Annotated in this window: 14 protein-coding genes; 8 read left to right on the plus strand and 6 right to left on the minus strand. The window is 73.5% G+C overall.

All coding sequences use genetic code 11. The features are described from left to right. Window positions 1-58: 58 nt before the first annotated feature. Entirely contained in the window at window positions 59-424 is a 366-nt protein-coding gene (trxA, locus tag ACFYX3_RS32040) for a thioredoxin (RefSeq protein ID WP_116157605.1), read from the minus strand. Between the two features lie 114 nt (window positions 425-538). Between trxA and ACFYX3_RS32045 the strand changes: the two genes are divergently transcribed. Then, entirely contained in the window at window positions 539-1981 is a 1443-nt protein-coding gene (locus ACFYX3_RS32045; protein ID WP_389020835.1) for a dihydrolipoyl dehydrogenase family protein, read from the plus strand. Between the two features lie 42 nt (window positions 1982-2023). Here the strand turns inward: ACFYX3_RS32045 and ACFYX3_RS32050 are convergent, their stop codons facing one another. Then, window positions 2024-2644, minus strand: a complete 621-nt coding sequence (locus ACFYX3_RS32050; protein ID WP_389020838.1) for a TetR/AcrR family transcriptional regulator — start codon at window positions 2642-2644, stop codon at window positions 2024-2026. A 158-nt stretch (window positions 2645-2802) separates the two neighbouring features. Between ACFYX3_RS32050 and ACFYX3_RS32055 the strand changes: the two genes are divergently transcribed. Then, window positions 2803-4206: a purine-cytosine permease family protein gene (locus ACFYX3_RS32055; protein WP_389020841.1), complete on the plus strand. Its 1404-nt coding sequence runs from the start codon at window positions 2803-2805 to the stop codon at window positions 4204-4206. 45 nt (window positions 4207-4251) lie between these two features. After that, window positions 4252-5913, plus strand: a complete 1662-nt coding sequence (locus tag ACFYX3_RS32060; RefSeq protein ID WP_389020844.1) for an amidohydrolase — start codon at window positions 4252-4254, stop codon at window positions 5911-5913. 6 nt (window positions 5914-5919) lie between these two features. Here ACFYX3_RS32060 and ACFYX3_RS32065 read toward each other — a convergent pair whose 3' ends face one another. The 4 genes from ACFYX3_RS32065 to ACFYX3_RS32080 form a co-directional block, all read right to left on the minus strand. Further along, complete coding sequence (locus ACFYX3_RS32065; RefSeq protein WP_389020847.1) at window positions 5920-6786, minus strand: F510_1955 family glycosylhydrolase; 867 nt, start codon at window positions 6784-6786, stop codon at window positions 5920-5922. 182 nt (window positions 6787-6968) lie between these two features. Beyond that, entirely contained in the window at window positions 6969-7613 is a 645-nt protein-coding gene (locus ACFYX3_RS32070; protein ID WP_389020850.1) for a DUF305 domain-containing protein, read from the minus strand. Between the two features lie 99 nt (window positions 7614-7712). Then, window positions 7713-8132 carry a DUF6153 family protein gene (locus tag ACFYX3_RS32075; RefSeq protein ID WP_389020853.1) on the minus strand — a complete coding sequence of 140 codons (420 nt, stop codon included), beginning with the start codon at window positions 8130-8132 and terminating at the stop codon, window positions 7713-7715. 51 nt (window positions 8133-8183) lie between these two features. After that, a complete protein-coding gene (locus tag ACFYX3_RS32080; RefSeq protein ID WP_389021018.1) occupies window positions 8184-8555 on the minus strand; it encodes a tetratricopeptide repeat protein in 372 nt (123 codons plus the stop codon). 76 nt (window positions 8556-8631) lie between these two features. On the opposite strand from ACFYX3_RS32080, the gene ACFYX3_RS32085 reads away from it, so the two are divergent. The 5 genes from ACFYX3_RS32085 (at window position 8632) to ACFYX3_RS32105 (ending at window position 13065) form a co-directional block, all read left to right on the plus strand. Then, window positions 8632-9597: a pirin family protein gene (locus ACFYX3_RS32085; RefSeq protein ID WP_385663685.1), complete on the plus strand. Its 966-nt coding sequence runs from the start codon at window positions 8632-8634 to the stop codon at window positions 9595-9597. 197 nt (window positions 9598-9794) lie between these two features. After that, window positions 9795-10457, plus strand: coding sequence for a hydrolase (locus tag ACFYX3_RS32090; protein ID WP_376590011.1), 663 nt, complete (start codon window positions 9795-9797; stop codon window positions 10455-10457). A gap of 5 nt (window positions 10458-10462) precedes the next feature. After that, on the plus strand, window positions 10463-10972 hold the full coding sequence (locus ACFYX3_RS32095; protein ID WP_389020858.1) for a DoxX family protein: 510 nt from the start codon (window positions 10463-10465) through the stop codon (window positions 10970-10972). A gap of 90 nt (window positions 10973-11062) precedes the next feature. Next, window positions 11063-11641, plus strand: coding sequence for a Dps family protein (locus ACFYX3_RS32100; protein ID WP_382660684.1), 579 nt, complete (start codon window positions 11063-11065; stop codon window positions 11639-11641). Beyond that, window positions 11641-13065, plus strand: coding sequence for a dihydrolipoyl dehydrogenase family protein (locus ACFYX3_RS32105; protein ID WP_389020862.1), 1425 nt, complete (start codon window positions 11641-11643; stop codon window positions 13063-13065). Before ACFYX3_RS32100 ends, ACFYX3_RS32105 begins: the two co-directional genes overlap by 1 nt. Window positions 13066-13115: the final 50 nt, after the last annotated feature.

Below are 13115 nucleotides of genomic sequence, written 5' to 3' on the forward strand. Positions count from 1 at the left end.
CTCCCGACACGACACGAGGGGGGTACGGGAGCGTCTCCCGTGCCCCCCTCGCCGTGGGTCACTTGGCCTGCGCCTCCGCGATGGACTTGCGGACCTCGTCCATGTCGAGCTTGCGGGCCTGCCCGATGACGTCCTCGAGAGCGGCCTCCGGCAGCGCGCCGGGCTGCGCGAACACGGCCACGTTGTCGCGGACGATCATCAGGGTCGGGATCGAGCGGATCTCGAACGCGGCCGCCAGCTCCTGCTGCGCCTCGGTGTCCACCTTGGCGAAGACGAGGTCCTGGTGCCGCTCGGACGCCGCCTCGAAGACGGGGGCGAACTGACGGCAGGGACCGCACCAGGATGCCCAGAAATCGATGAGGACGAACTCGTTCCCGCTCACGATCTCGTCGAAGTTGTCCTTGGTGAGCGTTACGGTGCTCATGCTGCCTACCTTTCGGGTCTCCTGGCGGTGTCCTCACGGTCCCCTGGGGACTCGCCCGGCACAACGGCGTATCGAGCCGCGCTATTCCGCGCCTCGGGCACCAGACTGGGAGCCATGACACGAACGGTGGAAGACGAGCACGCGTACGACGTGGTGGTGATCGGCGCGGGCCCGGTCGGCGAGAACGTCGTCGACCGGGTGCGGGCAGGCGGCCTCACCGCGGCGATCGTCGAGAGCGAGCTGATCGGCGGCGAGTGCTCGTACTGGGCGTGCATGCCCAGCAAGGCGCTGCTCCGCCCCGCGATCGCCCGCTCCGACGCCCGCAAGGTGGCGGGGCTGCGGGAGTCGGTCTACGGCCCGCTGGACGCGATGGAGGTCCTCGCCCACCGGGACGAGGTCGTCGGGCACTGGAAGGACGACGGCCAGGTCGACTGGCTGGACTCCATCGGCGTCCGGGCCTACCGGGGCCACGGACGGCTCCACGGGCCGCGCCGGGTCGAGGTCACGAGTCCGGAGGGCGAGCGCCACGTCCTCACCGCCCGGCACGCGGTCGCCGTCTGCACCGGCACCCGCCCCCTGCTGCCGGAGCTGCCGGGACTGCCCGCCGCGCATCCCTGGACCAGCCGGGAGGCGACCAGCTCCGACCGGGTGCCGGAGCGGCTCGTCGTGGTCGGCGGGGGAGTGGTGGGCGTCGAGATGGCCACCGCCTGGCAGGCCCTCGGGTCGAAGGTGACCCTGCTCGTACGGGGCGGGGGGCTGCTGCCGCGCATGGAGCCGTTCCTCGGCGAGCACGTGGCCGCCGCGCTCACCACGCGCGGCGTGGACGTCCGTACGGGCGTGGCGGTGAGCGCGGTGGTGCGCGACGGGGGCACCGGACCGGTCACCGTGGTCCTGGAGGGCGGCGACCACGTCGAGGGCGACGAGGTGCTCTTCGCGACCGGCCGCAAGCCGCGCACCGAGGACATCGGCCTGGAGACGGTCGGCCTGACCCCGGGCTCCTGGCTCGACGCCGACGACACCCTCCGGGTCACCGGGAGCGACTGGCTCTACGCCGTCGGGGACGTCAACCACCGCGCGCTCATGACCCACCAGGGCAAGTACCAGGCCCGGATCGCGGGCACCGCGATCGCGGCCCGCGCGCGGGGCGAGGCGTCCCTCGACACCGGGCGGTGGGGCGCCCACGCGGCGACCGCCGACCACGCGGCCGTGACGCAGGTCGTGTTCAGCGACCCGGAGGCGGCCGCCGTCGGGCTGACCCTCGCCGACGCGGAGCGCGCCGGGTACCGGGTCCGGGCCGTGGACCTCGACATGCGGTCCGTCGCCGGGGCCGGCCTCTACGCCCAGGGGTACCGGGGGCACGCCCGGATGGTCGTCGACCTGGACCGGGAGGTGGTCCTCGGGGCCGCCTTCGTCGGGCCCGGCATCGGAGAGCTCCTCCACTCGGCGACGATCGCCGTCACGGGAGAGGTGCCGATCGCCCGTCTGTGGCACGCCGTCCCCGCGTATCCGACGCTGAGCGAGGCGTGGCTGCGGCTGCTGGAGGCCTATCGGGGCTGACGCCCTGTCACTCCCCGCTCTCCGGTGCGGTGTTGGCGAAGATCAGGTGCCCGGCTCGGTGTCGTCGGGGATCAGCGCGCGTGCCGCCGAGCGCGCGATCTCCAGGGCGGGCCGGGGATCCCGGCCCGACTCCTGGCCGAGGACCACCCGGGTGCTCAACCCGTCGAGCAGGGCCAGGAGTTCGGAGGCGCGGGCGCCGGCGTCCAGCGGGGCGAAGCGTCCGCGCGCCGCGCCCGCCGCGAGCAGGGCCTCCAGGTCCTCCTGCCAGCCGGCGTCCAGTTCGGCCTGGGCCTCGCGGAGCGCCGGGTTGCCGGGGGTGCGGGCCCAGAGCTCGATCCACAGGGTCCAGCGCGGGTCGCGCGGTCCGCGCGGGAGGTAGAGCCGGAGGAAGAGGTCGAGCTTGCGCTCGGCCGTGATCCGCCGGGCGAGGAGGGCGCGCCGCTCCTCGGCGAGCGCGGCCTCGCTCCACCGCAGGGCGGCGAGCAGCAGCAGGTCCTTGCTGCCGAAGTAGTACAGGATGTGGCCGCCGCTCGTGCCGAGCCGTTCGGCGAGTGCCGACATGGTGAGGGAGGCGAGGCCGTCCTCGGCGATCGCCGCCATGGCCTCCTCCAGCATCCGCTCCTGCGTGACGTTCCCGTCCCGCCGTCGTGCCGTGCCTGCCACCGCCGCTCCCGTCCCGCCGTTCCGTGTCGCCCGGCGTCCTGTGCCGTGCGGGATCGACCTTAACCGCAACCTCCGAGGGTCTTGACGTGGCCTGAACCCATCACACATCTTGAATGCCGTTCTAAGACTTAGAACGGCATTCAAGACAGGAGTGCGGTGTGCTCGAACAGGACACGGCGCCCGTGACCACGGGCCGGACAGCGACCGACGAGGTCTTCCAGGTCGAGGAACACGGGATCGACCCCATCCCCGACGCCGAACGCCACGGCGGGGCCAAGGACGTCTTCTGGCTCTGGTTCGGCTCGAACCTCACCTTCACCTACGTCATCAACGGCGCCCTCGCCGTCGCCTTCGGGCTCTCCTTCTGGCAGGCCACCGCCGTCGTCGTCCTCGGCGGCCTCTCGTTCCTCGCGATCGGCGCGGCCGGACTCAGCGGCGTGCGCACCGGCACCGCCACCCTCGTCATCTCCCGCGCCGCCTTCGGCCGCCGCGGCAACTGGCCCGCCGGCCTGCTGAACTGGATCGTCAGCATCGGCTACACCATCGTCAACACCGTGGTGGGCACCCTCGCCCTCGAAGCCTTCTTCACCGACCTCGGCTGGAACGGCGGACACGCCGCCCGCGCCCTCGCGCTCGCCGTCACCCTCGCGCTGACCTTCGCCGTCGCCCTCTGGGGCCACGCCACCGTCCAGTTCGCCGAACGCTGGATGGCGTACGTCCTCGCCGCGGGCTTCGCCGCCCTGCTCGTCCTCGTCCTGCCCGGCGCCGACACCTCCGCCCCCGCCGCCGCGCCCGGCGCCTCCGGCTGGAGCCTCGCCTTCGTCGTCATGCTCGCCGGCCCCTTCTCGTACCTCCCCATGCCCGCCGACTACACCCGCTACCTGCCCCGCACCACCAGCCTCGGGGCCGTCACCTGGAGCGGCGCCCTCGGCGGCTTCGTCTCCTCCGTCGCCCTCGGCGTCGTCGGGGTCGCCGCCGCGACGCAGACCGACATGACCGACGCCGTCGCGGGCACCGAGAGCCTCCTCCCCGGCTGGTTCCAGCCGCTCTTCCTGGCCCTGGTGCTCGGCGGCTCCGTCACCAACTCGATCATCACGCTCTACTCGTCGAGCCTGAACCTCCAGGTCCTCGGCATCCCCTGGAGCCGGGCCCGCGCCATCGTCATCAGCGCGGCCGTCACCGCCGCCGGCTCCCTCGGCGCCCTCTTCCTCACCGACTTCACGACCTCCCTCCTCTCCTTCCTCTCCCTCCTGATCATCGTCTTCGCCCCCTGGGGCGGGGTGTTCCTCGCCGACATGGTGCTCCGCCGCTGCACCTACGACTCCGCCGGCCTGCACGCGGACACCGGCGGCGCCTACTGGTACCGCTCGGGCTGGCACCCGGCCGGCATGACCGCCCTCCTCGCGGGCCTCGCCTTCTCCGCGCTCACCTGCGACTCCGAGCTGTGGACCGGCCCCCTCGTCGCCCCGCTCGGCGGCGCGGACCTCACGCTCCTCGGCGCCGTCGTCTCCGCCCTGGTGTACGTGCTCCTCGCCCGCCGCGCCGTCGCCCCCATCCAGTAACCGCTCCATCGAGCAACCACTCTCGTACGACACGGAGTCCCGTCCATGAACCGCACCGCCCCCGCCGACCTCGTCCTCACCGGGGCCCGCATCCACACCGTCGACCCGGCGCTCCCCGAGGCCGAGGCCCTCGCCGTCCGCGCCGGCCGCATCGTCTGGATCGGCGCCGCCGCCGACGCCGCCGACTGGACGGGGCCCGACACACGGATCCTCGACGCCGGCGGGCGGCTCGTCCTGCCCGGCTTCGTCGACGCCCACAACCACGTCCGCCTCGGCTCCGACGACGCCTGCGTCCAGCTCGCCGGAGCCCGCACCCTCGACGCGATCCACGAGCGCATCCGCACCTGGCGCGCGGCCCACCCGGACGCCGGGTGGATCGAGGCCGAGGCCTTCGACTACTCCGCGATCCCGGACGGACGGATGCCCACCGCCGCCGACCTCGACCCGGCCACCGGCGACACCCCGGCCCTCGTCCTCAGCTACGACGTCCACACCGCCTGGCTCAACACCGCCGCCCTCCGCCGCCTCGGCGTCGACCGCGACCACACCGAGCTGCCCTTCGGACGGGCCGTCACCGACCCCGCCACCGGTGAGCCCACCGGCTTCGTCAAGGACTTCGCCGTCAAGGGCCTCTCCCGCGACGGCCACCGCGCCCTCCGCGAGCTCGGCCTTCCCTGGGCCTCGGCCGACCGCCAGTACGGACGGCTCGCCAAGAGCCTGGACGACGCCATCGGCTACGGCATCACCACCGTCGTCGAACCGCAGAACTCCCTCGACGACCTCGCCCTCTACGAGCGCGCCCGCCACGAGGGCCGGCTGCGCTCCCGCATCGTGGCCGCGCTGTTCCACCCGCGCGGCACCACCGAGGAGGACCTGGACGCCTTCGAGACCGCGGCCGACGCGTACGCCGACGACCGGCTGCGGGTCGGCCCGCTCAAGCTCTACATCGACGACGTCGTCGAACCCCGCACCGCCGCCCTCCTGGAGCCGTACGCCGGCTGCTCCCACCACCGCGGCGACACCTTCTACCCGCCCGAGGAGTTCGCCGAGCTGCTCACCCGGCTCGACGCGCGCGGCTTCCAGTGCTTCGTCCACGCGACCGGCGACCGGGGCATCCGTACCGTCCTCGACGCCGTCGAGCGGGCCCGCGCCGTCAACGGGCCGCGCGACGCCCGCCACCAGGTCGTCCACGTCGAGTGCCTCGACCCGGCCGACACCCCGCGCTTCGCCGCGCTCGGCGTCGTCGCCTGCATGCAGCCCCGGCACGCCGCCCCCGACATCGCGGGGCCCGGCCAGGACTGGGCCGAGAACGTCGGCCCCGAGCGCTGGCACAAGGCCTGGCCGCTGCGCAGCCTCCACGCGGCCGGCGCGGTCCTCGCCCTCTCCAGCGACTGGAACGTCGCCGAGATGGACCCCATGGTCGGCATCCACGCCGCCGTCACCCGCCGCCCGCCCGGCGGCGGCGAGGCCTGGACGGCGGGGGAGACGATCGACGTCGCCACCGCCGTCGAGGGCTACACGACGGGTTCGGCGTACGCGAACTTCCTGGAGCACGAGCGGGGCTCGCTGACGGTGGGCAAGCTGGCCGACTTCGTCGTCCTCTCCCGCGACATCCTCCGCATCGCCCCCGAGGAGATCCCGGGCACGGTCGCGGAGACGGTCGTGGTCGGCGGCGAGGTGGTCGTGGACCGGCGGGCGAAGGCGTAGGGCGCCTCAGTGCTCCCCGGGCTCCACCGTCATGCGCCGGTCGAAGCGGCGGCCGCCGTCCCGTGACTCGTACACCCCGTCCTGGGTGGCGACGAGCAGCCGGCGGGCGTCCACGGCGGTGAGCGCCTGGGGTGCGCCGCCGGGCACGCCGGCGACCCGGGTCCAGGAGGTCCCCCCGTCCGTCCCCCGGAAGAGGACGCCGTCCGGGTCGATGCCGAAGAGGGCGTCGGGGGCGGCCCAGGAGACGTACGCGAGGACTCGCTCGGAGGCCGGCGCGAAGGTCCGGCCGCCGTCCGTGGAGCGGACGACGCCGGTCTCGGTGGTCGCGAGGACGGTGCCCGGGGCGGCGGGGGAGACGGCGATGTCGAGGGCGCGCAGCGAGGCGCGCTCCTCCCAGGCGGCACCGTCGGCGCTGACCCGCAGGAGGCCGCGGGCGCTGTCGTAGCCGTAGACGGTGGAGTCGGACGCGGTGTCGAGCGCGTGGAAGTCGACCTTCCCCGCGAGGGACCTCTCGCGCCAGGTGCGGCCGGAGTCCGTCGAAGAGATGAGCCCGAGGTCGGCGGGCCCGTCGCTGCCGGGGGCCGGGTGCCCGCCGGCGAGGAAGTCGCCCCGGGCGGTGACGGTGAACCCCATGAAGTCGTCACGGCGGTCACCGACGAGCACCGGCCGGCCGGCGGCGTCGGGGGTGTGGAGGCCCTGGTGGGTGGCGACGTAGAGGGTGTCGCCGCGGAGCCCGAGCCCGTGGACGTGGCTGAGGGCGGAGCTGCCGGGCGCGGAGGCGTCGGGGGCGGCGTCCCCGGAGCAGGCGGTGAGGGTCAGGGCGAGGACGGCCACGGCGGCGGTGGCCGCGAGGCGGGGGAGGTACCGGTTCATCGTTCTTTCGCGAGGGGTGCGGGGTACGTCGAGGGGGCGGCCCGCCCCGATGAGGGGCGGGCCGCCGGGGGCTGGACCGAGGAGCCGGATCAGCGGGCCGGCCGAGGGGCCGGATGCGCGCGGCGGATCGGCAGCCCGGATCGGCAGCCCGGATCGGCGGGCCTTCCGGGCCGGGGTCCGGGTCAGAGCCGGCCGAGGATCTTCTTCAGCTGGTCGACCTCGGCGGACTGCGTCCGTACGACGTCGTCGGCGAGCTTCTTGGCCGTGGCGTTGCCGCCGCTCTTCTGCTCGTCCTTCGCCATGGCGACGGCGCCGTCGTGGTGGGCGATCATCAGCTCGGCGAACCTCCGGTCGAAGGCCTTGCCCTTCGTCGCGGCCAGGTCCTTCATGTCCTGGTCGGACATCATCCCGGCCATGGCGTGACCGCCGTGCCCGGCGGACTCCGGCTTGCCCCAGCCCTTCAGCCAGGACTTCATCTTCCGGATCTCCGGGTCCTGGGCCTGCTCGATCGCGGCGACGAGCTTCTTGACCTCGGGGTCCTCGGCCCGGCCGTCGGCGAGCTTCGCCATCTCCAGGGCCTGCTCGTGGTGGGGGATCATCATCTGCGCGAACATGACGTCCGCGTCGTTGAAGGCCCCGGGAGCGGAGTCCGCGCCGGCGGCGGGAGCCGAGGCGGAGGCGGTGGCGGAGGACGTGGCGGACGTGCCGCCGTGGTCCATTCCGCTCATGCCGTCGTCGCTGCCGCAGGCGGTCAGGAGCAGTCCGGCTCCGGCGAGCGCCCCGACGAGGGCGAGCTTGCGGGTGGTGCGGGAGGTGAAGGCGCGCATGGTGATACCTCGTGTGCTGTGTGTACGTACAGGCGGAAGAGAAGACCGCAGACGCGCGGGGGCATCGGAAAGCGACCCGTGGCGCGCGTCGGGTTCGGTCTAGATCCGCAGGACGGACAGCCGGGCGAGGTCGGGGGGCCGTGGGGGAGGGGCGTGCGGCCCGAGCGCGGGTGTGAGGCGCGCGAGGAGGAGGCCGAGCCAGTCGGGGCGGCGTCCGAGCGCGGCCCGGAGGAGCCCCGCGAGCAGCCAGGTGCCGAGGACGGCCACGCAGAGGGTGGTCATGTCCATCCCGGAACCCGGTTCGTGCCGGGCGTCGGAGTCCCCGTGGTCGTGCGGGGCGGCGGCCTGCGCGGAGGCGCTGTGGTGCGAGGCGGAAGCGGTGTCCATGCCGCCGCCGGAGCCCTCGGGATGACCGACGGCGTGCATGAGGAACACCCCGAGGGCGAGCACGACGACGAACAGGAGGTGCCCGATGGCACCTCCTGTTCGTGCACCGCGTTCCGCTCGGTGTGTCCGCACAGCCAGGCCTCCTGGCTGCCGAATATACCGTGCGGGGGTATCAGTCGCGCGTCAGGACGGGGTCTCGCCCGTCATGGCGGCGGCCATCCGAAGGTGCGGCGCGGCCTCGTCCTTGCGGCCCTGGCGCTCCAGGACGCGCCCGAGCATCAGTCGGGCGTAGTGCTCGACCGGGTCGCGCTCCAGGATGGCGCGGAGCTCGGTCTCGGCGCGGGAGAGCTGGGCGGAGTGGTAGTAGGCCCGCGCGAGGAGGAGCCGCTGGGCCGTCTGCTCCGGGTGCTCGGCGACGAGGCCGCGCAGGATGCGGACGGCGGTCCCGTACTCCTTCGCGTCGAAGAACAGCTGCGCCCGCTCCCAGCGTTCCCCGGCCGTTCCGAACTCGTAGTACGTGTCGCTCACTTGCTCTCCCTTTCCAGAGCTCCGGATCTGCCACCCTGTGGGGTGTCGACCAGGTCAACACCGCCATCTAGTTGAACATTCCATCAAGGATGGGTTGAGTGACATGAGCAATCTTGATCGTCAGGCCGCGCTGACCGTGTGCGGCGGCCGTGGCTTCGTCGTCGCCGAGCCGGTACGGGAGCTGCTCAGCCCCCGCCGCGTCCAGCTCGGCGAGTCGACCGAGGTCCGCAGGCTGCTCCCGAACCTGGGTCGGCGCATGGTCGGAGCCTGGGCCTTCGTCGACCACTACGGCCCCGACGACATCGCCGACGAGCCCGGCATGCAGGTCCCGCCGCACCCGCACATGGGCCTGCAGACCGTCAGCTGGCTCCACGAGGGCGAGGTGCTCCACCGCGACTCCACGGGCAGCCTCCAGACGATCCGCCCGCGCGAACTGGGCCTCATGACCTCAGGCCGGGCGATCTCCCATTCGGAGGAGAGCCCCCGGCCGCACGCCCGCTTCCTGCACGGTGCGCAGCTCTGGGTCGCCCTCCCCGACACCCACCGGCACGTCGAACCCCACTTCCAGCACCACGCCGAACTGCCCCAGGTCACCGCCCCGGGCCTCACCGCCACCGTCATCCTCGGCACCCTCGACGGCGCCACCTCGCCCGGCACCACGTACACCCCGCTCGTCGGCGCGGACCTCGCCCTCGGGGCGGGCACCGAGACGAACCTGCCCCTGGATCCCGACTTCGAGTACGCGGTCCTCGCCATGTCCGGCGAGGCCCACGTCGACGGCGTCCCCGTCCTCCCCGGCTCCATGCTCTACCTCGGCTGCGGCCGCGCCGAACTCCCCCTCCGCGCCCTCTCGGACGCGGGCCTGATGCTCCTCGGCGGAGAGCCCTTCGAGGAGGAGCTCGTCATGTGGTGGAACTTCGTGGGCCGCACGGACGAGGAGATCCGCGAGGCGAGGGAGGCGTGGATGACGGGCGACCGCTTCGGTGAGGTGAAGGGGTACGACGGCGACCGGCTCGACGCCCCGGAGGTCCCGGCGACCCAGCTGAAGGCGCGGGGCAGGGTGCGCTGACCTGGTCTTTCCTTCTTCCTGTTGCTGTGGGAGTCCGGTGACGTCCTCGCCGGCTCTCGCCCTGCCCGGTTGTGCGCTGTCGTGCCAACCCCTGGGCGCGGGAGGTCAAAGCGGTCGGTGGGATCGCTCGTAGCTTGAAGACGTGCCGGGCCGCGGAGGCGGTGGGCACGTTTCCCACGGCTTCGAAAGGACCCCTCATGTTCGACATCGACAAGGTGCAGGCCGCCCCGAGCAAGGACCTGCTCACGCCCGACAACTCGGTCATGCTCTTCGTGGACCACCAGCCGCAGATGTTCTTCGGCACCGGCAGCGGCGACCGTGCCGCGATCATCAACAGCACCGTGGGCCTCGCCAAGGCCGCCCAGGCCTTCGACGTGCCGGCCGTCCTGACCACGGTCGCCGCCGAGTCCTTCTCGGGCCCCCTGCTGCCGCAGCTCGCCGAGGTGTTCCCGAAGAACGAGATCATCGACCGCACCACCATGAACGCCTGGGAGGACGAGGCGCTCGTCGCGGCGGTCAAGGCGACCGGTCGCAAGAAGATCATCCTGTCGGGTCTGTGGACCGAGGTCTGCCTCGTGCTGCCCGCGCTCTCCGCGCTCGAGCAGGGCTACGAGGTGTACGTCGTGACCGACGCCTCCGGTGGTGTCAGCCCGGCCGCCCACGAGCACGCGCTGCAGCGGATGATCGCCGCCGGCGCCGTTCCGGTGACCTGGGTCCAGGTCCTCCTGGAGCTGCAGCGCGACTGGGCGCGCCAGGAGACGTACGGCGACGTCATGGAGATCGTCAAGGCCCACGCGGGCGCGTACGGCCTGGGCGTCGTGTACGCGCAGACGGTCATCGGCGCGCACGCGGCCGGCTGACCCCTGTGGACACCGGCATTCTGATCCTGCGTCTGCTGGTGGGACTGCTCGTCGCCGGCCACGGTGTGCAGAAGGTCAGCCGGCACCTGGGCGGCAAGGGACTCGAGGGCGGTACCGAGGAGTTCCGTGGCGACGGCTTCCGCGGCGGTGTCCTCACCGCCCTGGCGGCGGGCGGTGGTCAGATCGGCTCCGGCCTGCTGCTCGTCGCCGGCCTCCTGACCCCGCTCGCCGCGACCGGCGCCATCGGGGTCATGACCGTCGCCCTCACCGTGAAGTGGCGTCACGGGCTCTGGGTACAGAACGACGGTTACGAGTACCCCCTCGTCCTCATCGGCACCGCCGCCGCCCTCGCCGCCACCGGGCCCGGCGCCTGGTCCCTCGACGCGGTCCTCGGCCTCACGCCGTACCCGCTGTGGTGGGCCGCCCTCGCGCTCGTGGCCGGTCTCGGCAGCGGACTCCTCACCCGGCTCGTCCTGCACCGGACCCCCGTCGCCCCGGCGATCGCCGAGCGCTGAGCGCGAGCCGCACAGACCGGGTCCGGTCGCTCGTGCACCCCCGACCGGGCGGCCGGGCCCTTCCCACCCCTTCCCCATCAGGAGCACTCGATGGACACCCTCACGACCCCGCACGGCGGCGGCCAGCCGCTGCTGCACCAGAAGGGCGCCGAGACCCAGGCGTTCGGCACGCTCAAGCAGCTGCCGATCGGCCTCGGCCACGACACCCGCATGTACGCCTGCCAGCGGCTGAACCGCGTCCTCGCCGACACGCAGATCCTCTACTCCCTCTACAAGAAGCACCACTGGCTCATGCGCGGGGCGACCTTCTACTCGCTCCACCTGATGCTCGACAAGCACGCGGAGGCCCAGCTGGCCATCGTGGACGCGCTGGCCGAGCGGGTCCAGAGCCTCGGCGGCGTCGCCGTCGGGGACCCGCGCCACGTCGCCGAGCTGACGTCGATCCCCCGTCCGCCGGACGGCGTCGAGCCGGTGCCCGTCATGCTGTCGCGACTCCTCGACGCGCACGAGCGGATCCTGATCGACGCCCGGGACGCCGCCGCCCGGCTCTCCCAGGAGGGCGACGAGGGCAGTGCCGACCTGCTCGTCTCCGACGTCATCCGCACCGGCGAGGCGCAGGTGTGGTTCCTGGCCGAGCACCTCGTGGACACCCCTCTGGTGCACGGCTGATGGACACGTACGACGTCGTCGTGGTCGGCGGCGGGCCGGCCGGCGAGGTCGTCGCCGGCCGGGCCGTCGGGTCGGGGCTGACCGCCGTCGTCGTCGAGACCGAGGCGGTCGGCGGCGAGTGCTCCTACCGTGCGTGTGTGCCGAGCAAGGCCCTGCTGCGGCCCGGCGCCGCACGGGCGGAGGCCCGCTCGGTCGACGGGGCCCGGCAGGCGGTCACGACGGCACTCGACCCGGCGCGGGTGCTGGCCCGCCGGGACCGCTTCACCGGGCGCGGTGACGACACCGGCCAGGCCGACTGGCTCGACGGCGCGGGCGTCGCGCTCGTACGGGGGCACGGACGGCTCGCCGGTGAGCGCCGGGTCGAGGTGACCGGGGCCGACGGCACGGTCCGCACCCTGGGGGCCCGGCGCGCGGTCGTGGTCTGCACCGGTACGGAGCCCGCGCTTCCACCGGTCGAAGGGCTCGACCGGATCGGCGTCTGGACCAACCGGCAGGCCACCACCGCCGACGCGGTGCCCGCACGGCTCGTCGTCATCGGCGGGGGAGTGGTGGCCTGCGAGATGGCCACCGCGTGGCGCTCGCTCGGCGCCTCCGTCACGCTCCTCGTCCGCGACCAGGCCCTGCTGACCGGCTGGGAGCCGTGCGCCGGCGAAGAGGTCACCCGGGGGCTGGGCGATCTGGGCGTCACGATCCGCTTCGGGGTGTCGGCCGTCCGGGTCGCCCGTGACGAGACCACTCGTGCCGTGACCGTGGAGACCGACGACGGCACCACCCTCGTCTGCGACGAGGTCCTCGCCGCCGTGGGCCGTCGCCCTCGTACGGCCGACCTCGGCCTGGAGACCGTCGGACTGCCCGTCGGCGACCGGCTTCCGGTCGACGACACCTGTCGGGTCACCGCGGTCGAGGGCGACTGGCTCTACGCCGTCGGTGACGTCAACCGCCGGGCGCCGCTGACCCACATGGCCAAGTACCAGGCCCGTGCGTGCGCGGCGGCGATCGCCGAGCGAGCCGCCGGGCGTCCGGCCGCCACCGGAGGCCGGCAGCCGTGGAGTGCGGAAGCCGACCGTTTCGCCGTCCCCCAGGCCGTCTTCACGCGTCCCGAGGTCGCGAGCGTCGGTCTCACGGAACGCGCGGCACGCGAAGCGGGTCTCGCCGTACGCGCGGTGGAGTACCGCATCGACGACGTCGCCGGTGCCGCGCTCCACGCGGACGACTACCGCGGCCTCGCCAAGCTCGTCGTCGACGAGACCCGAGGGGTCGTCGTCGGCTGCACGCTCACCGGCCCGATGGCGACCGAGCTCATCCACGCGGCCACGGTCGCCATCGTGGGCGAGGTCCCCCTGGAGCGCCTGTGGCACGCCGTGCCCGCCTTCCCGACGGTGAGCGAGGTCTGGCTCCGGCTCCTGGAGGCGTACGGCCTCTGAGGCCCGGCCCCCTCTCCCGAGCCGGGTCCCGCCCGGCCGGCGCGCCCCCT

Source organism: Streptomyces sp. NPDC002463 (assembly GCF_042889835.1).
Classification (GTDB): Bacteria; Actinomycetota; Actinomycetes; order Streptomycetales; family Streptomycetaceae; genus Streptomyces; species Streptomyces nymphaeiformis.